The sequence below is a fragment of the Seonamhaeicola sp. MEBiC01930 genome (assembly GCF_045277075.1).
In the GTDB taxonomy this organism is placed as follows: domain Bacteria; phylum Bacteroidota; class Bacteroidia; order Flavobacteriales; family Flavobacteriaceae; genus Seonamhaeicola.
In genome coordinates this window covers 3,345,732-3,369,485 of sequence record NZ_CP104270.1, presented here as the reverse complement: position 1 = coordinate 3,369,485, position 23,754 = coordinate 3,345,732, and the positions used below count along the sequence as shown (strand labels likewise).

Sequence of the window (23,754 nt, the reverse complement as noted above, 5' to 3'; positions counted from 1 at the left end):
GACTTGAGAAGGTTAATTACTTATATTTTTCAATAAATTCTTGGGTGCTTTTATAAAAATCATGTATTCTATCTTTAATAACTGGTTTTTGCCAATTCCACCATGCAATTTGATTTAATTGTTTTATTTGGGTAACTGAATGTTTTAATTTAATTACTTTTGCTGGAGCACCAACAACCACGGAATAATCTGGAACATCTTTGGTTACTACTGAATTAGCTCCAATTGTTACTCCGTTACCAATATTTACTCCTGGCATTATATAGGTGCCCATACCAATCCATACATCATTACCAATGGTAATACCTTCTTTTTGTTTTACCTTAGTTATTATAGAATTGGCAATTCCTTTTGTTGAGGACAATAATTCATTTTTAAAAAAACTGTTTACTAGAGGGAAATTGGTAATAGGTGATGCTGTATGGAATCCTTCATCAACAATAAACCTTACGTTGTTTGCAATACTGCAATACTTCCCAATAGTTAGTTTGGAATCTGTCCATCTCCATACAAGAGCTCCATTATGGTAAGTTCCAGTGCCAATAGTTGTGTATTCATCATTTTTTAAAAACACATAATCATGTACTTTCAGAGTTTGCTTGTAACTAACTCCTAGAATTCTCCAAAGAAAATTTCTGAATTTTATTTTCATTTTATCTTTTGATTTTCATAAAAACTTTTGAAAACAATTGTTTTTCAAAGATAATCATACCGAATTTATACATGATAAATGCAAAAACAATACTATAACTAGAACCTTTTAAAATAAAATTAATCCAACCTGAGCCCGGTATAAAATTGATAAAATATCCAATAATCATAATTATAAGAAAAGAAACTAATGTTTTACGGAATAGTTCTTTAAAAAATCTGAAAATGTTTAATCCTAAAATTTTATGATAAAACACATTCATTATGTTTTGAGCAATTACCCAACCAATAACGGTTCCTGAAATCATTCCAATAGCACTATATTTTAGAGCCATGAAATAACCCAATAAAGTCCCTATTGCTAAAAAAATTAAATAAATAATAGATTTAAATGCCACTTTATTCTTTGCTTCAATTAAGGGGCCAGTAAAGCCTTGTACCAAAGGGATTGTGTAAGCGGCCATAATTGTTAAGGCTATGACATATGAGTCGTAGAAGGAGTCACCAAGCCACAAATTAATGAATTGATTCCCATATAGGATAAAGCCCCCGAAAATATAAATTAATACTATTAGAGATACTCGCCCAATTTTAATCATCATATCCGTTAATTCTTTTGGAGTTGCATTGTTAACTGTCATTTGGGTGGCGCGAGGTAGAAATACCCCAGTAATAGCAGATGAAAATGCTCCATAATAACTACCTAAGGTTAATCCAATGGCATATATTGTTAGAACTTCTGGGTAAGAAATATTACCTAAAACTATATGTCCGGCTTGCCATTGAAATTGAGCAACTATACCATAAACAAAAATCCATACAGAATACCCAAAAATTTGCTTTAAATACCTTAAATTAAACTCATGCAGTTTAAAGCGAACTTTAAGTTTAAAAAAGACATAATAAATTTCTATTAGTAAAAATAATAAATTATAAACTGTATCAACAAGTACCAGTGCTATGGCTTTACCGCCCATTGTTAGCACAGCTACAACTGTAATTGTTCTTATGATATATCGTATAATATTAACGGACTTAGGGAAAACAAATTCTTCATAAGCGTAACAAATACCGTTAAAACTTCCTCCAGGTAAACCAATGGCTAAATTAAAAATTAATAGAATAAAAATTGTTTTAGCTATTTTAATTTCATCGGCATTCATTTTTGTGAAGTAAGAATCTATATAGTCATAAAAAAGAAATCCTAAAACAACAATAATTGTTGAAATAACCATATAAATAATCATAGTGGTAGCTAGAAAATTCTCTTCTGCCTTACGGTCTTTTTCTGCTTTATATTTTGCCACAAACCTGACCACAGTATTATTAAGTCCTAAGTCCAAAATAGAAATACTACCAACCAGTGCTCCTATAGCTGTCCAAATTCCATATTCAGATTTACCTATATGGTGTAATATGAATGGAGTTATGAACAAACCAACAGCATTCGTTAAAAATATGGTTACATAATTTAATAACGCTCCTTTTTTTATTTGGCTCAAATTGATTTGGGTTTAGTAGTTGTATAATTTTATAATCTACCGTCTACACGGTCATTTAAGACGCCTTTTACGTCATATAAAATACCATTAGGCTTCAATAATGATTTTAAATCTTCCTGTAAAAATTCTTTGTGGGCAACAGTTAAAACAATGGCATCATAAGTTCCTTTTGGTAAGGTTTTTACAGTTTCTAAATTGTATTCATGTTTAACTTCTTCTGGATTAGCCCAAGGGTCATACACTGTAACATTAGCACCATAATCCATTAGCTCTTCAATAACATCAACTGCTTTAGTATTTCTTACATCAGGACAGTTTTCCTTAAAAGTAATTCCTAAAGCTAATATTTTACTTCTCTTTATTTTTAAATCATTATGGAGCATCAGTTTAATGATTTCAGAGGCTACATATTGTCCCATTCCATCATTAACACGTCTTCCTGCAAGAATTATTTCAGGGTGATACCCAACTTCTTGAGCTTTTTGGGCCAAGTAATAAGGATCAACACCAATACAATGACCTCCAACAAGTCCCGGTTTAAAGGGTAAAAAGTTCCATTTAGTACCAGCTGCTTTTAAGACATCATGTGTATCAATATCTAATCGATTAAATATTTTAGCAAGTTCATTAACAAATGCAATGTTTATGTCACGTTGTGAATTTTCAATAACTTTTGCAGCCTCAGCGACTTTTATTGTTGGTGCAAGATGAGTACCAGCCGTAATCACGCTAGCGTAAAGTGCATCTACTTTTTTTCCAATTTCAGGTGTAGAGCCAGCAGTGACTTTAAGAATTTTATCTACGGTATGTAATTTATCACCCGGATTAATTCTTTCAGGTGAATATCCCGCATAAAAATCTGTATTAAATTTTAGACCACTAACTTTTTCTACCACAGGAATGCACTCTTCCTCTGTTACACCAGGGTATACGGTGGATTCATAAATGACAATATCTCCTTTTTTTAATACTTTACCAACTGTTTCACTTGATTTATATAGAGGAGTTAAGTCAGGTCTATTATTTTTATCGATTGGCGTTGGAACTGTTATTATATAATAATTACAGTCTTTAATTTCTTTAATGTCCGCTGAGCAAAATAATCCGTTATTTTGATCTAATTCCTTTGTTAAAACTGATTTTAATTGACTTTCATCAACCTCTAGAGTGGAATCAATACCATTCATTAATTCATTAACTCTACTTTCATTAATGTCAAAACCTACAACATTATATTGGGTAGCAAAAAGTCTTGCGAGCGGTAATCCAACATAGCCAAGACCTATTATTGCAATTTTATCTTTATTCATTATATCTTATAATTTAACTTATTGTTCTACTAAACAGAAATGCAATCTGCATTAAATTTTAATTTATTTCCACAATTGTAAAAACCTAGGTTTTAAATTAGGTTAAGCAAATTTATGTAATTAATCGATAAAAACAAGCGTTTTGTCGATTAATTGTGCGGGGTAATGTAAAATTAAAATTCTAGCACCCAAATTATTGTTGAATTTATTGTAAGTTATTCCAGTACCATTTAACGGCTTCTTTAATACCGTCATTAATATTGAATTTAGGATTGTAGTTTAATAGTTTTTTTGCTTTATCAACAGATGCTAATGAATGAGGAATATCACCAACCCTGTTTTCGCGATGTTTAATTTCAACATTTTTAATCGAATCATCAAAGTTTGAAAGGTGCTCTTTTAACAATGTTGTCAGCTCTAATAGAGTTGTTCTATCTCCGTAAGCCACGTTATATACGGTATTTAATGCAGCATTATTATTAGTTGTTATTGCTAATAAATTCATTTGAACCACATTATCTATATATGTAAAATCTCTAGAATAACTTCCATCTCCATTTATAATGGGAGATTCATGGTTAATAAATTGTTTCACAAAAAGAGGTATAACCGCTGCATAAGCTCCGTCAGGGTCTTGACGCTTTCCAAAAACATTAAAATATCTTAAACCTATAGTGTCTAGTCCATAGGTTTTTTTGAAAATATCGGCATAAAGTTCATTTACATATTTAGTAATGGCATAGGGAGATAGCGGATTACCTATTACCTCTTCGACTTTAGGTAAAGCTTCGTGGTCTCCATAGGTTGAAGAGCTAGCAGCGTAAACAAAGCGACTAACTTGAGCATCTCTCGCAGCAACAAGCATATTTAAGAAACCAGAGACATTTACATCATTAGTTGTAATAGGGTCTTTAATAGATCTTGGTACTGATCCTAATGCTGCTTGATGTAAAACATAATCAACATTTTTACAGGCTTTATTACAATCATCCAAATTCCGGATATCCCCCTCAATAAGTTTAAAATGTTTTTCTTGTAAAAAAGGTTCAATGTTTTTCCTTTTTCCAGTAGAGAAATTATCTAAACAAACAACTTTTATATTTTTTTTTAAAAGAAACTCACATAAATTAGAGCCAATAAAACCGGCACCACCGGTTACTAGAATTGTTTTGTTTTGTATATGTTCTATCATTTTAAGATTTGGGTTAGTTAAGGCAAATATTAAAAAAAAATAAATATGAATTATAATTAACTGCGTTAATATCTTTTTTTATCGATAAAATTAATCGGAATGCAAAAAATATCGATGAACGTAAATTAATCTTTGATTTTTTAAATATGAGGTCATTTTTTTATAAATATGCCTTACTAATAAGTTAAAAATCGACAATCGGCATACTTTTTCTTTAAAAGAAATATAAATTTGTATTTAGCCGAATATTATAACTCTTTTGGCGAAATAACCTTAAACTCTCATTTTTACAATAAAACAATTATTAAATTTGCCATGTAAGAAATACAAAATTGAATTGATTAATAGCAAGTTGATTTAATTGTATTGAAAGTTTTAAACGTTTTAAAGTGTCCCTCTTAATTAATCCATTCTTTATTTAATTTCGTTTAATATTTGTCAAATACACATTAAGCTAATAATAAATAGATTTTGTTTTATGATAAAGAATGGAAAATCCATACTAATTTTTAAAAAAAAGAAATTTATAAATGAGTTACTCATTATAGGAATACATATCCACATAATTAATTTAACCTACAAATGTTAACTAAAACAAAAATATATTTATCATCACCACACATGGGAGGCACAGAGCAAAAGTTTATTAATGAGGCTTTTGACACTAATTGGATTGCACCATTAGGACCTAATGTTAATGGCTTTGAGGATGATATCAAAAACTATTTAGGAAATGATAAGCATATTGCTGCCTTAAGCTCTGGCACCTCTGCTATTCATATAGCTCTTGAGCTGTTAAATGTTTCAAAGGGGGACGAAGTATTATGTCAAAGTTTTACATTTTCTGCATCTGCAAACCCTATCATTTATCAAGGAGCAACTCCTGTTTTTGTAGATAGTGAACGAGATACTTGGAACATTTCTCCTGAGTTACTCGAAATCGCAATTAAGGATAGAATTGAAAAACACAAAAAACCAAAAGCAATAATAGCAGTTCACTTATATGGAATGCCATATAAAGCAGATGAAATAAATGCTATTGCTAATAAATATGAAATTCCTGTAATAGAAGATAGTGCAGAGGCTTTTGGAAGTTATTACCGAAACCAACCATGTGGCACATTATCAAATATGGCTATTTTATCATTTAATGGTAATAAAATAATAACAACATCTGGAGGTGGAGCTATAATAGTTAATAATAAAGATTTAAAAGATAAAGCAGTATTTCTATCTACTCAGGCTAGAGATAATGCACCTCATTATCAACATTCTACTGTAGGATATAATTATAGAATGAGTAATGTTTTAGCAGGTATTGGTAGAGGTCAAATGGAAGTGTTAGATAAGAGAGTTGAATCTAGAAGAAAGAATTATGACTTTTATAGATCTAACCTGTCAAAATATAATTCAATTAGTTTTTTAAATGAGCCAGATGGTTATTTCTCTAATAGATGGTTAACTTGTATAGTTACAGATTCATTTGAAATGCGTGAACAGATTCGTTTAGCTTTATTAAAAGAAGATATTGAATCAAGACCACTGTGGAAACCAATGCATACGCAACCAGTTTTTAAGGATTGTATACATTTTACTAATGGTGTGTCCGAAAGCCTATTTGATAAAGGACTTTGTTTACCTAGTGGCTCAAACCTTACTCAACAAGATTTAGATAGAATTCTAAATATAATATTAAAATCCCCATACCTATGATAAGAAACTACTTTTTTAATTTGTCGCAAAGATATGCCTCTAAATGGCTTGTGTTTTTCATTGATTTATCTGTTGTTTTAATAACACTTTTTGCTACTTACTTAATCAGATTCAATTTCACTTTAAATTTTGACACTAAGCAATTTTTGGTTCAATTACCATTTTTATCTATTGTTACTATTCTTAGTTTTTTAATAGTAGGTTCTTATAAAAGTGTAATAAGACATACAGGTTTTACAGATGTAGTAAATGTATTTAAGGCGGTTCTTTTAATTGCCTCTATTTGTGCGGTTGGTGTATTATTAAATCGAACAACTAATTTAGTTTCAAATTTCACTATACCTTTATCTATTATTGTGATGCATTCCGTTTTAAGTTTTGTAGCACTTGCAGGAAGTAGACTTGTATTTAAGTTATCTTATAACCATTTGAAATGTAAATTTAAAACTTCTAAAAACATTTTAATTTATGGCGCAGGTGATTCAGGTATTATCACCTATAATGCAATACTCAATGGAACTAATAAAAATTTTAATGTTATAAATTTCATAGATGACAATGTAAAGAAAAGAGGAAAATTAATTAATGGAATAAGTATACTAAATTCAAAGGAAATTACAGAAAGGTTCATTAATAAAAATGATATTGATGAAATAATTGTTGCTTCACAAACAATTGAACCTAAAAGGCTTATCAAACTTGTTGATAGTTTAATGGATTTAAATGTTCAGGTTAAAAAGGTGCCGCCAATTGAAAAATGGATTGATGGAGAGTTAAATACAAGTCAAATTAAACAAGTACAAATTGAAGATCTTCTCGGTAGACCTCCAATTGAAATTGATAACCCTAATCTTGTTAATGAATTTAAAGGTGAAACTATTATTGTTACTGGCGCAGCTGGATCAATTGGCAGCGAACTTGTTAATCAATTATCAAATTTTGATGTAAAGCATTTAATACTTGTGGATCAAGCTGAGTCGGCTTTATATGATGTTCAACAGGATTTAAAGCGTGCTGGTAAGCATAATTTTACAGCCATTGTAGCTGATATTAGAGATGGTCTGAGAATAGACACTATTTTTCAATATCATAAACCAACCATGGTATTTCATGCTGCTGCATATAAGCATGTGCCTTTAATGGAGAAATCGCCATATGAGGCCATAAAAATAAATGTTAATGGAACAAAGCTTTTGGCAGATACAGCTTCTAGATATAATGTTAAAAAGTTTGTTTTTGTTTCAACAGATAAAGCAGTTAACCCAACAAGTGTAATGGGGGCAACTAAGCGTATGGCGGAAATGTACATTAGCTGTCTTCAAAAAGAAAGTAAAACTAAATTTATTACCACAAGGTTTGGAAATGTTTTAGGATCTAATGGTTCAGTTATTCCTCTTTTCAAAAAGCAGATAGAACAAGGTGGGCCATTAACGTTAACACATAAAGATATAACGAGATATTTTATGACTATTCCGGAAGCTTCTCAATTAGTTTTGGAAGCGGGAACTATGGGTAAAGGTGGAGAGATATTTATTTTCGACATGGGAGAATCTGTAAAGATTTATGATTTAGCCAAAAATATGATTAAGCTTTCTGGATTACGCTTCCCTGAGGATATTGATATAAAAATAACAGGATTAAGACCTGGTGAAAAACTTTATGAAGAGTTGTTAGCAAATGGAGAAAACACCTTGTCTACATATCATAAAAAAATATTAATCAGTAAAACTAGGGAGTTAAATACGCAAAAAATTAAGGCTGATATTGAAGAGCTTTGTATAACTAATCGTTTTCAAAGTAATAATATTGTACTAAAAATGAAACAGCTTATTCCTGAATACAAATCAAATAATTCTGATTATGAGCGCTTTGATAAAAGAGTTCAAATTTACAAAAAGGTAAAAGGTATTAGTGATGAAAATACTAATAAAACTTATAGTAATCTTTAGTGATTAAAATTATATTTTACTAATTTCCCCCAAATATTTAAATTATGAAAAAGTCTTTTGTTATAAAGCATTGCCTACTTTTGTTGTTTTTTTTCATCTTAACTTCTTGTTACACTAAAAAAGATATAGTTTATTTTCAAGACGCAAAGGATTTTGAAACTATTGTTGATACAGATTCTTTTAGAGCTAAATTAAAAATTGGAGATATACTTAGTATATATGTTTCTACAATTAATCCTGACGTGACTAAACCTTATAATTTGGTAGACGGTACAGGAGTAGATGGTGGAGGTCAATTAATTGATTACTTAATTGATTCTGATGGAAATATTGATTACCCTGTTCTTGGTAAGGTTAAACTTATTGGTTTAACAGTAGAAGAAGCAAAACAATTATTAAAAAGTAAGTTTGAAGAAGGTGGTTTGCTAAAAGACCCTGTTGTAATTATTAGAATTAAGAATTATACTGTAACTATATTAGGTTGGGTAGGTAATGCTGGTGTATATCCAATATCAAGTGAAAGAATTTCTATTTTGCAAGCTATTGCTATGGCAGGTGATTTACAAATTAATGGTAAACGAAAGAATGTTACAGTGATTAGAGATTTTAATGGCACTAAAACTTATACTCGTATTGATTTAACAAGTAAAGAAGTTTTCAATTCACCAGTCTATTATTTAACTCAGAATGACATTGTGTATGTTCACCCTAATAGGGGAGCTATTAGTGCTGCTTCCGGAGATTCTAGGATAGGGTTAATTTCATCTTTAGCAAGTATAGCAGTAAGTTTAGCTCTAATTTTCACAAGGTAATAAGTTTATAAATGGAAAATTTAGATCAAAAATCTTCGGGACTGAAAGGGTTCAATTTTAAAAAGGCTTTGTCATTGTATCTTAAACAATGGAAGTGGTTTGCCTTAAGTGCAATCATTTGTTTAGGTGCTGCATATTTTGTTTTAAGATCTACCATACCAAAATATACAGCGAAAGCCAAAATAATGATATTAGATGATTCTCAAAATGAATCAGGTAAAACAGCAATTAAGGATTTAACGATTTTTTCAGGAAATCAGGAAGCGGAAATAGAAGATGAAATTCAAGTAATAGAATCAAGAGGTTTTTTGATTAACATTGTTAAAGAGCTTAAATTAAATATCCAATTTTTTTCTCAAGGGAGGATAAATGAATATGAAATATATAAAAACACACCTTTAAAGGTGAATTTTATTGAATCAGATTCTGTAATTGGTAAAACAAATTATAGTTGTTTTATTGAGCCAATTTCTACAACAGAGTTTAAATTTTGGGTTAATGAAGATGATCTTCCGAAGAAAATATCTTTTGGAGAAAAAATTGACACCAATTTTGGTGGGGTTATTATAACACCTTCAGAAGAAAGAATTAAGGGTTATATCAATCAACCAATTAAGGTAAAAATTTCTTCTTTAGATAATATGACAAATTATTTAAAGCGTAATTTAAATATTTACCCTTCACGTGAATCTTCGAAGGTTATAAATATAACAATGGATGACCCAGATGAGAGAAAGGCTATTGACATTGTTAATTCTCTAATTAAGGAGTATAATTTTTCAACAATAGATAAAAAAAGAAAGCAAGCAATCAATACTGCAAATTTTATAAATGAACGTGTTAAATCTATTTCATCTGATTTAGAAAACGTTGATGATAGTATTGTTGGATTTAAATCTAGGAATAGAATTGCTGATATTTCTTCTTCAGCAAGTCAAGCATTTAGCTCTAGTGTTCAAAATGAACAATCACTTCAAGAGGTTACAACCCAAATTAGTATGCTTGATTATATGAACGAATCTTTGGGGGATAATCCATTTGAAAGTATTCCTTCTAATTTAGGGGGAGGAGATATAGCTATTACTGGTTTAGCGAGTAGGTATAATGAATTATTGGCTCAAAGAGCAAATTATTTGAAAAGTGCTGGAGAAAATAATGCCGTTGTTTTAGAACTAGATAATACATTAGGGCAGATTAGAAATAGTTTAAGACAGAGCATAAATAACACTAAGCAAACATTAAATATTCAACTTGGTGCTTTAAAAACATCTTCAAGAAGAATTAATTCAAAATTATATTCAGCACCAGATCAGCAAAGAACTTTGCGCTCAATTGAAAGAACACAATCAATTAAAGAAGCACTATATATTTTTCTTTTAGAGAAAAGGGAAGAAGCTACAATATCCATTTCATCCATTTCTCCAAGTATTAAAGTTGTAGAAAAAGCATATAGTTTAGGTAGCTACATTTCTCCAACACCAATGGTTGCTTATTTAGGAGCTCTTTTTATTGGCTTATTTGTGCCTTTTGGGTTTATTTATGTAAAAGACTTATTTGACACCAAAATTCATAATAAAGAAGATTTACAAGAAGAAATTAATAATATTACAATTTTAGGTGAGATACCAAATTTTGGTAAAAAAGAAAATGGTTTAATAAAACGGAATGATAGGTCTATAATGTCTGAATCTTTTAGAATAATTAGAACTAATTTTGATTATGTTAGGAGAGGTAGAAATGTGAATAAATATGATAACGTTCTATTTGTTACTTCTACTATTAGTAGTGAAGGAAAGTCATTTGTTAGTTTGAATACAGCATTGACATTTGCTAATTCAGGAAAAAGGGTATTATTAATTGGTGCTGATATAAGAAACCCACAAATATATTCTGCCATTAAAAATAAAACTAATATAAATGAGTCTAATCTAGGCTTAACTGAATACCTAGTTGATAATTCAGTAATATTAGGTGAAACAATAAACTCTTATTCTATAAATGATATTTCTGTTGATATTATGTTATCAGGTAAGGTTCCTCCAAATCCGGCAGAATTATTAATGAGTGGCAGAATTAAAGAGTTGTTCGATTCAGCTTCAGAACAGTATGATTATGTTGTTGTAGATACAGCTCCATCTATGTTAGTAACGGATACATTGTTAATTAGCCAATATGCAGGTCATACTATGTATGTTACAAGGGCTGGATACACAGAGAAGAGCATTCTTAATTTTCCTAAGGAGCTATATGCAGAAGAGAAACTTAATGGAATGATGTTAATTGTTAATGATGTGAAGCAATCAAACTTTGGATATGGGGCCAAGTATGGTTATTATGGCGACCAAAAAAAGAAAGGTCTTTTTGGAGGTATGTTTAATAGGTCTTAGGTGACAGAAAAAACTGTATTGGTTGAATCTACTATAGTTTTAAGAGGTTCAAATATTTTATTGTTAACAGATAATTTTGAAAGTTTAGAAATGTGCTTTTTATTATGAGTATCTGTTCCAACAAAATCAATAAGATTTTCTTCTATTAAATACTTTCCTACCTTTTCAACCTGTTTACCGTAATGTTCACTTAATGAAAGTAAATTTAATTGGAAAAGACATCCTAACTGTTTTAATCTTTTATAATAGTGTAAATTATTATGGTAGAATGAATAGCGCTCTGGATGTGCCAAAACCGGTATATATCCTTTTGACTTAATATCAAAAATAATATCTTCTAGATTTATTGGTGCTTGATAGTATGACATTTCAACTAAAACATAATTTTTCTTCAGTGTATATAAATCTTGGTTTTTAAGAAGCTTCTCAAAATTATCATCTAGCATATATTCGGCTGCCGGATTAATTGTTATTTCTGATAGCCAAGAAGTTTCACATAAGCCATCCAATAGTATTTGATAAGAATTGCCAATACTTTCATCTGTATTGGGATAAAAGTCTTGCATAATATGTGGTGTTGGAATGAATTCACTAACACCTAATTCAGTAAGCTTTCTTATTAGATGAATAGATTCATCAACGCTTTTTGAACCATCATCAATTCCTGGAAGAATATGGCTATGAATATCTACAAATCCTTCAAGTAAATCTCTTACATATAGTTTTTTTGAAAAAAAATAAAACATTTAGAAGTTACCTGTTATTTAGTATAATAGTCAAACGAATCAATGATAATATTATCCTCAACTTTACAATCAATTTTACAACTACCTATTGATTCTAGCAATACAAAGTTTATATTACCATGATTATTCTTTTTATCGTATTTCAGAAGGTCCATAATAGCTTTATACTCTTTTTTATCAATAACAACTTCTCCGTAATAATTTTTAAACAGTTTTTTAATTTTATTTGTTAATTTTTTTGGGAATCCGATCAATTCAGAAGATATATAGCAAGCCAAAATCATTCCAATAATTATTGCTTCACCATGTAGTAAGGTTTGTTTATTCGGGGTACTTAAAAAATAAGACTCTATAGCGTGGCCAAGTGTGTGACCAAAGTTCAAAGTTTTTCTAAGTCCATCCTCAAAAGGGTCTTGGTCAACCACATTTTTCTTGATTATAACTGATTGATAGATTAATTCATCCAAATCTGCTAAACTCAGTGCTGATAAATCTTGAAATTTATTCCAATAATTTTCATCATTAATTAATCCATGTTTTAGCATCTCAGCTAAACCAGAACGCATTTGGTTTGAGGGTAGAGTATTTAAAAAACAGGGGTCTATCAGGACCAAATCGGGGTCACTAATAACTCCTATTTGGTTTTTTAAGTGCCCTAAATCTACACCAGTTTTCCCTCCAACTGAGGCATCAACCATTGAAAGTAGTGTTGTTGGTACATTTACATAAGAAATACCTCTTTTAAAGGTACATGCAACAAATCCACCTAAATCAGTAATTACGCCACCACCAATATTAATTATTAAACTTTTTCTATCGGCATCAAGTTCAGAAAGTGTATTCCAAACGCCAACACAAGTATCAATGGTTTTGTTTATTTCTCCAGATTCTATTTCAATTATTTCAATAACGGCATTAGCTTCTAATTTTTCTAAGAAAAAAGGTAAACATTTCTCATGCGTATTTTCATCAACTAAAATGAAGATTTTAGAGAAATTATTCTCTTTAAGATGTTTGTTTATAGCTAAATAGCAATTGTCATTAAAATGAATTGTACAGTCTTTATATGTGATAGAATCCATAAAACAAATAACTTTTTTTAAGGGTGTGAAATTAAGGAGATTTTATAAAAAATGATAACTAATGGTTAATTATATTTGTAATATATTTTATAGATAATGCAAAAAAAACAACAGATTTTTGATAATACCGAAATAGCTTTTTCTTTAAAAAATGATTCGGAGCTAGAAAGAGCCTATTTTTTATTTAAAATGATTTCAATTGAACCTTTAGTAAGAATAGGAACAGCAACAACCAATTTTGCTTTAAAAGCCAATTTACCAATTGAAGGTTTAATTCGCTCTACAGTATTTGATCATTTTTGTGGTGGTGTTAATGAAGAAGATTGTTTACATGTTATTGATAAAATGTACAGTAAAGGTGTTAGTTCTGTTCTTGATTATTCCGTAGAAGGAAAGGAAAATGAAAGTGAATTTGATAATGCAGTTGAAAAGGTTCTTAAAATTATTGATTTTGCAAAAAACCTTGATCCTATTCCTATAGCCGTATTTAAACCAACTGGTTTGGGAAGAATTTATTTATATGAAAAAGTTGGAAATGGAAAAGCACTAAGTGAAAATGAGGAAAAGGAATGGAATGATGTAGTTGAAAGGTACAACATCATTTGTAGTAAAGCCAAAGAAAATGATATTGCAGTTTTAATTGATGCAGAAGAAAGTTGGATGCAAAATGCCGCAGATTGGTTAGCTACCAAAATGATGAAAAAGTATAATACCCAAAAGGCCATAGTTTTTAATACGTTACAGATGTATAGGCATGATAGGTTAGATTTTTTGAAGAATGAACATGAAAAAGCTAATAAGGAAGGGTATTTTTTAGGTTATAAGCTTGTTAGAGGCGCATATATGGAAAAAGAGCATAACAGGGCTAAAGAACAAAATTATGAATCGCCTATTTGTAAAAATAAATTGGCTACAGATGAAAATTTTGATAAAGGCTTAAATTATATCATAGATAATTTGGAATGTATTTCTCTTTTTTCGGGTACCCATAATGAGGAAAGCACTTATTTACTTCTGGATTTAATGAAACAAAATGGACTTGAAAATAATGATTCCAGAATATGGTTTGGTCAGCTTTATGGTATGAGTGATCACATAAGTTTTAATTTAGCAAATTTGGGCTATAATGTTGCAAAGTACATTCCTTTTGGTCCTGTTAAAGACGTTATGCCTTATTTAATAAGAAGAGCAGAGGAGAATACTTCAGTTGCTGGACAAACAGGGCGTGAACTAAAATTGCTAAATATTGAAAAGAAACGCAGGAGAACTTTGTAATTAATATTTATTTAAAAGCAACTTTTATAATTGTTTGAAAGATTAACTTTAAATCAAAAAAGAAGTTTCGCTTTTCAATATACAATTTATTGTACTTTAATTTATCAGGTATTATAGTATTAATAAATAAGTCTTCAGGGTTATCTGCAGCTTTCAAAAGTTCAACTTCATTTCTGTATTTTAACGATGCAAGTCCTGTAATACCTGGTCTAACACAAAAAATTCTCATGTCATCTTTAGAGTAAAAATTAACATAATATCGTAATTCCGGTCTTGGACCAACAAAACTCATATCACCTTTTAAAATATTCAATAATTGAGGGAATTCATCAATTTTATAGCGTCTTAAAAAATAACCAACCCCAGTAATTCTTGAGTCATCATTTCCAAGTGTTAAAAGTCCTTTTTTTTCAGACTTCATACCCATTGTTCTGAATTTATAAATGTTGAAATCTATATTATTTTTGCCAACTCTTCCCTGAATAAATAAAATAGGCCCTTTAGAGTCTAGCTTAATTATAATTGAAATTAATAAAAGAAGAGGAAATAAGACAATTAAGCCAATAAGAGAAAAAACAATATCAAACCCTCTTTTAAGCATTCTTATTGTGCTTTTTTGAGAGCTAATATTTTCACAATACTATCGCAATTCTCAACACTCAAGATGGTACGGATTTCATTATAAAGTCCCTCAACTTTGTATATACCACAGGGCTCTTGTCTAGGATTACTTTCTGAAAAATTCACATCACCATGTTTTAAAACATGTTTAATTATAACTGAATCTTGTATAAAGGCACTGGTATAGTTTACCTGTTTAGAATTTATGTTTTTTAATACCCTAGCCTCCGGACCGTAATCACAAGACACTTTTTTTCCATTTAAAAAGAAGACTAAAATAATTAATCCTATAGAAAAGCCACCAAGGTAGTAGCCTAAACGTTGAATAAATTTCATTGAAATATTTTTACCGGGTTTGATTAAAAGATGAGTAGGTTAGCATCGCTATAACCCAAGTCAAACCATTCTCCCACAGATTTACTAGTTAAAATTCCGTGGTAAAAATACAATCCATTTCTTAAACCTCTATCAAATCTTAAAGAATTTTCAATACCACCTTCTTCAGCAATTTGCATTAAATATGGGGTAAAAATGTTACTTATAGAAACAGAGGCGGTTCTTGGGTATCTTGCAGGTATATTAGGTACGCAATAATGTACAATACCATGTTTTACAAAAGTTTGATTTGTGTGTGATGTTACTTCGCTGGTTTCAAAACATCCACCCATATCTATACTAACATCTATAATAATGGCACCTTTTTTCATAGATTGCACCATAGATTCTGAAACTACAATAGGAGCTCTGTTTTTGCCTCTTACTGCACCAATAACAACATCACATCGTTTTAAGGCTTTGGTTAAATTTTTTGGCTGTATGGTAGATGTGAAAAATGGCCTACCTAAATTAGCTTGAATACTCCTTAATTTTGTAATAGAATTATCAAAAACTTTCACATTTGCACCTAAACCCATTGATCCTCTTGCGGCAAATTCACCAACGGTACCTGCGCCTAAAATAACGACTTCAAGTGGAGGAACGCCACTAATATTTCCAAACATTAGTCCATTTCCTTTTTTTGTGTCAGACAATAGCTCTGAAGCTATTAAAACTGAAGCTGTTCCCGCAATTTCACTTAAAGACTTTACAGCAGGATATGCTCCGTCGGCATCTCTAATAAACTCAAAAGCAAGGGCAGTGATACGTTTTGAAGCTAAGGCTTCAAAATACTTTTTTGTTTGTGTTTTTAATTGAAGGGCAGATATTAAAATGGTTTGCGGATTAATTAGTTTTATCTGTTCAATAGTAGGAGGCTCTACTTTAAGAATCATGGGGCAGGTAAATACTTTGGCTGTATCTTTAGTGATTTCTGCACCCGCCTCACTATAATCTTTATCACTAAAGTTAGCACCTTTTCCAGCGCCCGACTCTAATAAAACCCTATGACCATTGTTAACCAAGGCAAAAACAGCATCAGGGGTAAGGCAAATACGCCGTTCTTGAAAAGCAGTTTCTTTAGGAATACCAATAAATAAATTCCCTTTTTTCTTGAAAATTTCAAGAGTCTCTTCTTGAGGTAAAAGTTGTTGTTTTGTAAAAGGAGAAAGAGGTTTAGACATGATTGGTTTGTTAATTAAAAATCAAATTACAAATAAATTTTTTAACGTTATATAAAACTAAATAAATTATAATTACAGATTATAACCAAAAGGGATTTTTTAGTGAGAATTTTACTTATTTTTGATGCGGATTTACCTCAAATTATTCTCATTTAATTGTTTTATTTTTGTTTATACAAATTACTTTATGTTAAAAAGATTAATAGCCCTCTCAATTATATTCTTTTCCATAAGCGGTTTAGCTCAAGATTTAGTTATAAAAGGTTATGTTGTAGATGAAAAAAGTAACCCCGTTGTTTTTTCCAATGTGGTTTTAACAAGTGAAAATACTATTGTTAGTGGCACTACCACTTTGGAAGATGGTAGCTTTATAATTGAAAACCTAGATACTGGAACTTTTATCCTTAAAATTACCTTCATAGGTTATGAGCCTTTCGAGAAGGAAATTATTATTAATGCTGATACGGTTTTAGAAACCATAATTCTTAAGGAAAGTGTAGAATCTTTAGAAGGTGTCACAATAGTAGCCAAGAAGCCAACAATAAGGCGTATGGTAGATAGGTTAGTTTTTAATGTTGAGAATTCCACATTATCTAATGATAACACTTTAGATGTGCTTAAGCATACGCCAGGTGTTTTAGTGCATGATGGCGCAATTACTATAAAAAATGCTGCACCAACCATTTATATAAATGATAGGCGCGTACATTTATCTTCTGATGAAGTGTTACAATTATTAGAATCTACACCAGCCAATAATATCAAATCAATAGAAGTAATTACTAACCCACCTGCTAAATATGAGGCTGAAGGAGGTGCAGTACTAAACATTGTAACTAGTAAAAACATTATTTCTGGTTATAACGGCAGTGTATTTGGGAATTTTAAACAAGGTTCTGAATTTCCAAAGTATTTTTTTGGAACTAGTCATTTTTTTAAAACTAAAAAGTTAAATACTTATATTAATTATAATATTGGCCCTAGAAAGGATTATATGCATAATAATGAATCTATTAAGTTCAAGGATAATTCTAACAATATAATTTCAAGCTGGGAAACAGATTTTAAAAGAACGCAAGAAACGTTAAACCAAAATATCAGCGTAAATATGGATTATGAGTTTGATAACAAAAATAGTATGAACTTTTCTTCTATAATCTTAATTGCACCTAGAAAGAACACCAAGAAAACATCTAATTCTACCACAGAAATATTTAATTCCAATGGTTTGCTTGATTCTATTTTTAAAACGTTTAACCCTCGAGTTGATGAAACTTTCAATTTAGCATTTAATTTGGATTATATTCATAAGTTTAATAGAGAAGGAGAAACAATAACGTTTAACGTTCACCATACCAACTACGACTCATCGAATTTTCAAAATGTAGATACCGACTATTTGTTTCCTGATAGTTCTTTAATTAGGAATAATAGGTTTCAGACCTTTTCAAGCCAAATAATAAAGCTTAATACTAGCCAATTAGATTATACCTTGCCTGTTGATGAATCTGCTATATTTGAAACTGGAATAAAAGCTTCCCATATAAATTCTGAAAGTAAAGTGATGCAATATTTATTTAATAATGATGTCAGAGAGGAGGATTTTGATAATTCCGACACGTTTTTATACCAAGAATCAAATTTAGCAGCATATTTATCTTTTTCAAAAGAATGGGAGTCATGGAGCCTAAAGACTGGGTTAAGAGCAGAGAAAACAGATATAGAAGGAAATACTATTTTTACTAATACGAAGTCTATCATAAATTATTTTAAATTATTCCCTTCATTTCATGTTACCAATAGAATTAATGACGATAATGAATTTTATCTAAGCTATAATAAACGAATCCATAGGCCTAGATATAATCAACTAAATCCTTTTAAATATTTTCTTAATGATAACACCTATATTATTGGAGATCCTAATTTGAAACCGCGGATTGATGACGTGTTAACATTGGGTTACAATTTTAATAAGGATTACACATTTGAATTATACTATAGATATGAAAACAACCCAGTAATTCAATTTATATTTCAGGATAACATAAATAATCAGGTTGTATATAAAAACACTAATACCGATGTGTCTTATACTTATGGGCTTGATTTTATGACTTATAAGCAGATTTCACGAAAATGGAATCTTTATGTCTTATCATCCATATATTATTATAATAATAAGTTTTATGCGCAAGATGATAGTTCCGTATTGCTAACAGGGGAACAATGGTCTTTTTATATGGAATTGACCAATTATTTTAATTTGTTAAAGGATGGGAGCTTGAATGCTAATGTGTCCTACGTGCTTTTAACACCAACAAATGATGGTCCTACTGATACTAGTGAAATGCACGGTTTAAACATTGACATTAGAAAGTCGTTTTGGAATAAGCGAGCTTCCCTAAGTATTGGTGTCACGGATATTTTTGACACCCAGAATTATACCGCCAGAACAAACTACTTAAATCAAGACGCGTTTTTAAAGTCTAGAGTAGAAAATAGGTTGTTTACTGTTGGTTTTAACTATAAGTTTGGAAACTTTAAATTAAAAAATAATAAGAGACAAATTGATTTAGATGAAAGAAACAGACTCAATTAATTAATTAATTAATTTTAAAAGTACTGCTTTACCTTCCCCCAGAAATTTTTTGGAGATGCTTTAAACTCATCCTCAAATTCTTGCATGGATTTGGTTGCAATTGCAATTTTATTAAACATTCTCGCTCTTAACAAATAAATTGTTGGTATCACAATTGCCATAATTGGAATCATGTAAAACAGTTGAAAAGCATCAATGTCAGCTTCACCAAACAAAACAACGCCTGTTTGGTAAATATACATAGCAATTGGAACTAAAAGAGCATGGTACCACCAATGACGGCAGGTAAAAAACCAAATAAATAGTAAATATAAAGGTATTATTTTCCCAGTTACAACCCACATGCCGTAATTAGCATCTTCAAAAACTGTACTGGTATAAGTGAATAATGAAGTTTCCCAAGTTTGTGTTTTCGGAACATTTTCATATAAGGAAAAAAAATAGGGAGTTAAAGCAACTGCCGTAGCTATAAAACTCCCTACAAAAAGATTTTTACTAGAAAAAACATCCTTAGGCAAGGATTGGTTTTGTCTTTCTGTCAATTCTTGCTTCGGCAAGGATTGGCTTTGTCTTTCTGTCAATTCTTGCTTCTGCAAGGATTGGTTTTGTTTTTCTGTCAATGCTTGCTTCTGCAAGGATTGGTTTTGTCTTTCTGTCAATTCTTGCTTCATTGTCCTGACTTACTGTTTTTGTAGCAAAAGCTGAAAACAACACGCCGCCTAATACCAAGATAACAATTAAGTACTTTTTAGTTTTCATTTTAATAGGGATTTAATTAATTAATTACCCCAAAAGTATTGAAGAACTATGGTGTGGTATTAGTCAAAATGTTAAAGAAATGTTAAAAACAATTGTTTTGTAATTTTCTTGGTAGGGTTTTACCGTAAAATCATCAAATCAAGAAGTTTTTGATTGTTTTTCCGTATCGCTTGTTGCTATTTTTTAGGTTAATTTTAGTTTTAAATTCAATTTTAACGTTCTAGAATTGTCACTATTTAAAGTAATATCAATTCTATCAAATCGTTTAGGGGCTATCGGTTCAATGAGTTCTGGCCATTCAACAATTACCCAATTATCAGAGTACAAATAATCTTCAATTCCAAAATTATATGTTTCTTCTAAATCTTTGATTCTGTACAAATCAAAATGGTAAATTATTTCTTGACCAGCTTCATATTCATTTACTATTGAAAACGTAGGGCTACTTACCTCATCATTACTCCCTAAAAATTTAGCAAGAGATTTAATTAATGTGGTTTTTCCAACGCCCATATCTCCATAAAGGAAAATCGTTTTACTCTTAACATTACTAATTATCTCCTTAGCTACGTCATCAACGTTTTCTAATAAATAATTTATTTCCAATTCAAACAAATTTATTATGCAATATTAGACATATTTTTTCTAAAAACCTAGAAAAAAGTGTTATTCATCGATGTTTTATGTATTACGTGGATTATTTTGGAGTAAAAACTACAAATGGAATAATCATTTCTTCTAAAGAAATTCCACCATGCTGATAGGTGTTTCTAAAATAACTTACATAATGATTGTAATTATTAGGATAAGCAAAAAATTGGTCGCCCTTAGCAAATATGTAAGAACTACTCATGTTTATTGAGGGTAAATGAAAGTCTTTAGGATTCTTAGCTTGTAAAACATCTTTAGATTCAAATGTTAAGCTTCGTCCTGTTTTATATCTTAGGTTTAAACTAGTATCTCTATCTCCAATAACTTTTGATGGGTTATTTACGTTTATGGTGCCGTGATCTGTTGTTAGAATTAACTTAAAACCTAGTTGTTGGGCTTGTTGTATCATTTCTAAGAGTGGTGAGTTTTTAAACCAACTTAAGGTTAAAGATCTATAGGCCTTATCATTAGATGCTAATTCTTTAACCACTTCCATTTCGGTTTTTGAGTGGGAGAGCATATCAACAAAATTGTAAACCACAACAGTTAAGTCGTTGTTTTTTAGTGACTTGAAATTGTCTGCGAGTTTTTTTCCGTTTTTTAAATTGGTGATTTTATGATACTCAAAATTAAGATTATCTAAACCTAAACGTTTCATTTGGCTTTCTAAAAATTCAGCTTCAAACAAATTCTTACCACCTTCATCAGTATCGTTTTTCCAATAATGAGGAAATAATTTTTCCATTTCACTAGGCATTAATCCAGAAAAAATAGCGTTTCTAGCGTATTGGGTTGCAGAAGGAAGAATGCTAAAGAAAGCCTCCTCTTTTTCTTTTTTATAATGATTGTTTATTACGGGTTCAAAAACCTTCCATTGGTCATAACGTAAATTGTCAATTACAATTAAAACTGTAGGTTGTTTTGAGCTAATTTCTGGAACAACACGTTCCTTAAAAAGCGTATGAGACATTATGGGAGCATTATTATCTTGCTTAAACCAACTAGGGTAATTTTTCTCAATAAACTTTCCAAATTGAATGTTGGCTTCAACTTTCTGAGATTCTAAAATTTCGAACATTCCCGAATCCTCAATATCCTCAAGTTGAATTTCCCAATAAATGAGTTTTTGATATAAATCAACCCATTCTTCATAGGTGTTTACCATAGCTAAATCCATGGCGATTTTTCTAAACTCTTGTTGGTAATTTGAAGTTGTTTTTTCAGAAACTAATCTGGAATGATCTAAATTCTTTTTTAAACTTAAAAGTATCTGATTTGGGTTTACGGGCTTTATAAGGTAATCTGCAATTTTATTCCCTATAGCCTCTTCCATAATATACTCTTCTTCACTTTTGGTAATCATTACTACGGGTAGATTGTCTTGTTTCTCTTTAATTTCATTTAAAGTTTCCAATCCAGTTAAACCAGGCATATTTTCATCTAAGAAAACAATATCAAAAATAGAGTTGTCTAATATATCAATGGCTTCGGTGCCACTTTTACAAGTTGTTACTTTGTAATTTTTTTGCTCTAAAAATAAAATATGAGGTTTAAGTAAATCTATTTCGTCATCAACCCAAAGTATTTGTATGGTCTTCATTAAGGCGTTTTATTAATTGTTAATCTTATATTTGTGCTTACTTAATCACAATTTTTAAAGTTTGAATAAGCTTAAAATATTAAACGACCCAATTTACGGATTTATTACCATTCCAAATTCTTTGATTTTTGATTTAATTCAGCATAAATACTTTCAAAGGCTAAGAAGAATCACTCAAATGGGGATGTCTTATTTGGTGTATCCCGGAGCACATCACACTAGGTTTCATCATGCTATAGGTTGTGTGCATTTAATGCAGCAGGTAGTTAATGTACTTCGTTTTAAGGGAGTTACAATTTCTGAAGAAGAAGAAAATGCGTTATATGTTGCCATTTTATTGCATGATATTGGTCATGGTCCTTTCTCTCACGCCATGGAACATAGTATTGTAAACAATGTTTCTCATGAGGAAATTTCACTTTTTTTTATGGAACGTTTAAATAAAGAATTTAACGGAACTTTAACGCTGTCTATTAAAATATTCAAAGGTGAATACCATAGAAACTTTCTATGTCAGTTAATTTCTGGCCAATTAGATATGGATAGAGCAGATTATTTAAAGCGTGATAGCTTTTATACTGGGGTTGCTGAAGGAAATATTAATAGTGAACGTTTAATCACCATGCTAAATGTGATTGATGGTGAATTAGTGGTTGAAGAAAAGGGAATATACAGTGTGGAAAAATTTATTGTAGCGAGACGATTAATGTATTGGCAGGTATATTTGCATAAAACAGGATTAGCGGCTGAACAGCTGCTAATAAGAGTTTTAAAGCGCGCTAAAGAACTTCATGATATGGGAAGAAAACTATATGCTAGTGAACCGCTTATGTATTTCTTAGATAATAAAATTTCCATTGATAATTTTGGTGATAAAACCTTGGAAGTGTTTTCTAGACTTGATGATTATGATATTATTTCTGCAATGAAGCATTGGCAGAAAGATGAAGATTTTGTTCTCAGTAACTTAAGCGAAATGATTATAAATAGAAATTTATTAAGTATAAAAGTTAAAAAGAAAAAAATAAAACCTGAAAACCTGAAAAGACATATAGAGAATTTAGTTGAAGAATATGGAATAACTGAGGAAGAGGCAAAATATTTTGTTTTTAAAGGTAGTATTTCTAATCAAGCTTATCAATTAAACCATAAACAAATCAATATTTTATATAAGTCTGGAAAAATAGTAGATATCGTAAAAGCTTCAGATCAGCTTAATTTAAAAGCTTTGTCAAAACCCGTAACCAAATATTATATCTGTTTTCCTAAAGAAAATTTACGTTTAAGCCATTAATTTTGAAATAGATTTTAAGTATAAAAAACTTTAGCACATTTTTCCTATT

The 23,754-nt window shown here is 30.2% G+C and carries 19 protein-coding genes; 7 read left to right on the top strand and 12 right to left on the bottom strand.

Translation table 11 applies throughout. The annotated features are described in order from the left end of the window. Positions 1–16: 16 nt before the first annotated feature. From N1F78_RS14470 to N1F78_RS14455, 4 genes are all read right to left on the bottom strand, one after another. A complete protein-coding gene (locus tag N1F78_RS14470; protein WP_406683883.1) occupies positions 17–652 on the bottom strand; it encodes a CatB-related O-acetyltransferase in 636 nt (211 codons plus the stop codon). A gap of 1 nt (position 653) precedes the next feature. Then, positions 654–2,153 (bottom strand): lipopolysaccharide biosynthesis protein, encoded by a 1,500-nt coding sequence (locus tag N1F78_RS14465; protein ID WP_406683882.1) that lies wholly within the window; start codon positions 2,151–2,153, stop codon positions 654–656. A 29-nt stretch (positions 2,154–2,182) separates the two neighbouring features. Further along, complete coding sequence (locus tag N1F78_RS14460) at positions 2,183–3,463, bottom strand: nucleotide sugar dehydrogenase (RefSeq protein WP_406683881.1); 1,281 nt, start codon at positions 3,461–3,463, stop codon at positions 2,183–2,185. Between the two features lie 205 nt (positions 3,464–3,668). Beyond that, entirely contained in the window at positions 3,669–4,655 is a 987-nt protein-coding gene (locus tag N1F78_RS14455; RefSeq protein WP_406683880.1) for an SDR family oxidoreductase, read from the bottom strand. Positions 4,656–5,237: 582 nt separating this feature from the next. On the opposite strand from N1F78_RS14455, the gene N1F78_RS14450 reads away from it, so the two are divergent. The 4 genes from N1F78_RS14450 to N1F78_RS14435 are packed head-to-tail and all read left to right on the top strand — an operon-like array spanning position 5,238 to position 11,516. After that, the gene (locus tag N1F78_RS14450; protein WP_406683879.1) at positions 5,238–6,368 is read left to right on the top strand and encodes a DegT/DnrJ/EryC1/StrS family aminotransferase; all 1,131 of its coding nucleotides are present in this window, start codon (positions 5,238–5,240) and stop codon (positions 6,366–6,368) included. Beyond that, positions 6,365–8,317: a polysaccharide biosynthesis protein gene (locus N1F78_RS14445; RefSeq protein ID WP_406683878.1), complete on the top strand. Its 1,953-nt coding sequence runs from the start codon at positions 6,365–6,367 to the stop codon at positions 8,315–8,317. The genes N1F78_RS14450 and N1F78_RS14445 overlap by 4 nt, the downstream gene beginning before the upstream one ends. A 44-nt stretch (positions 8,318–8,361) precedes the next feature. Further along, the gene (locus tag N1F78_RS14440) at positions 8,362–9,129 is read left to right on the top strand and encodes a polysaccharide biosynthesis/export family protein (protein ID WP_406683877.1); all 768 of its coding nucleotides are present in this window, start codon (positions 8,362–8,364) and stop codon (positions 9,127–9,129) included. 11 nt (positions 9,130–9,140) lie between these two features. Beyond that, positions 9,141–11,516, top strand: a complete 2,376-nt coding sequence (locus N1F78_RS14435) for a GumC family protein (protein WP_406683876.1) — start codon at positions 9,141–9,143, stop codon at positions 11,514–11,516. On the opposite strand, the gene N1F78_RS14430 is transcribed toward N1F78_RS14435, so the two are convergent. Both N1F78_RS14430 and aroB read right to left on the bottom strand, forming a co-directional pair. Next, on the bottom strand, positions 11,513–12,262 hold the full coding sequence (locus N1F78_RS14430; protein ID WP_406683875.1) for a tyrosine-protein phosphatase: 750 nt from the start codon (positions 12,260–12,262) through the stop codon (positions 11,513–11,515). The genes N1F78_RS14435 and N1F78_RS14430 overlap by 4 nt on opposite strands. Positions 12,263–12,276: 14 nt before the next feature. Then, positions 12,277–13,344, bottom strand: a complete 1,068-nt coding sequence (aroB, locus tag N1F78_RS14425; protein WP_406683874.1) for a 3-dehydroquinate synthase — start codon at positions 13,342–13,344, stop codon at positions 12,277–12,279. Between the two features lie 96 nt (positions 13,345–13,440). On the opposite strand from aroB, the gene N1F78_RS14420 reads away from it, so the two are divergent. After that, positions 13,441–14,619, top strand: a complete 1,179-nt coding sequence (locus tag N1F78_RS14420) for a proline dehydrogenase family protein (RefSeq protein ID WP_406683873.1) — start codon at positions 13,441–13,443, stop codon at positions 14,617–14,619. A 7-nt stretch (positions 14,620–14,626) separates the two neighbouring features. On the opposite strand, the gene N1F78_RS14415 is transcribed toward N1F78_RS14420, so the two are convergent. The 3 genes from N1F78_RS14415 to N1F78_RS14405 are packed head-to-tail and all read right to left on the bottom strand — an operon-like array spanning position 14,627 to position 16,799. After that, a complete protein-coding gene (locus tag N1F78_RS14415; RefSeq protein WP_406683872.1) occupies positions 14,627–15,220 on the bottom strand; it encodes a sugar transferase in 594 nt (197 codons plus the stop codon). A gap of 2 nt (positions 15,221–15,222) precedes the next feature. Further along, positions 15,223–15,576 carry a hypothetical protein gene (locus N1F78_RS14410; RefSeq protein ID WP_406683871.1) on the bottom strand — a complete coding sequence of 118 codons (354 nt, stop codon included), beginning with the start codon at positions 15,574–15,576 and terminating at the stop codon, positions 15,223–15,225. Positions 15,577–15,599: 23 nt separating this feature from the next. Continuing rightward, the gene (locus N1F78_RS14405) at positions 15,600–16,799 is read right to left on the bottom strand and encodes an alanine dehydrogenase (protein ID WP_406683870.1); all 1,200 of its coding nucleotides are present in this window, start codon (positions 16,797–16,799) and stop codon (positions 15,600–15,602) included. 187 nt (positions 16,800–16,986) lie between these two features. Between N1F78_RS14405 and N1F78_RS14400 the strand changes: the two genes are divergently transcribed. Then, complete coding sequence (locus N1F78_RS14400; protein WP_406683869.1) at positions 16,987–19,401, top strand: outer membrane beta-barrel protein; 2,415 nt, start codon at positions 16,987–16,989, stop codon at positions 19,399–19,401. Between the two features lie 14 nt (positions 19,402–19,415). Here N1F78_RS14400 and N1F78_RS14395 read toward each other — a convergent pair whose 3' ends face one another. The 3 genes from N1F78_RS14395 to N1F78_RS14385 all read right to left on the bottom strand — a co-directional run bounded on the left by N1F78_RS14395 (position 19,416) and on the right by N1F78_RS14385 (position 22,411). Then, positions 19,416–20,072 (bottom strand): hypothetical protein, encoded by a 657-nt coding sequence (locus N1F78_RS14395; protein WP_406683868.1) that lies wholly within the window; start codon positions 20,070–20,072, stop codon positions 19,416–19,418. A gap of 271 nt (positions 20,073–20,343) precedes the next feature. Continuing rightward, on the bottom strand, positions 20,344–20,766 hold the full coding sequence (tsaE, locus tag N1F78_RS14390) for a tRNA (adenosine(37)-N6)-threonylcarbamoyltransferase complex ATPase subunit type 1 TsaE (RefSeq protein WP_406683867.1): 423 nt from the start codon (positions 20,764–20,766) through the stop codon (positions 20,344–20,346). 91 nt (positions 20,767–20,857) lie between these two features. Further along, complete coding sequence (locus tag N1F78_RS14385) at positions 20,858–22,411, bottom strand: PglZ domain-containing protein (protein WP_406683866.1); 1,554 nt, start codon at positions 22,409–22,411, stop codon at positions 20,858–20,860. Between the two features lie 61 nt (positions 22,412–22,472). On the opposite strand from N1F78_RS14385, the gene N1F78_RS14380 reads away from it, so the two are divergent. Beyond that, the gene (locus tag N1F78_RS14380; RefSeq protein ID WP_406683865.1) at positions 22,473–23,705 is read left to right on the top strand and encodes an HD domain-containing protein; all 1,233 of its coding nucleotides are present in this window, start codon (positions 22,473–22,475) and stop codon (positions 23,703–23,705) included. Positions 23,706–23,754 lie beyond the last annotated feature (49 nt).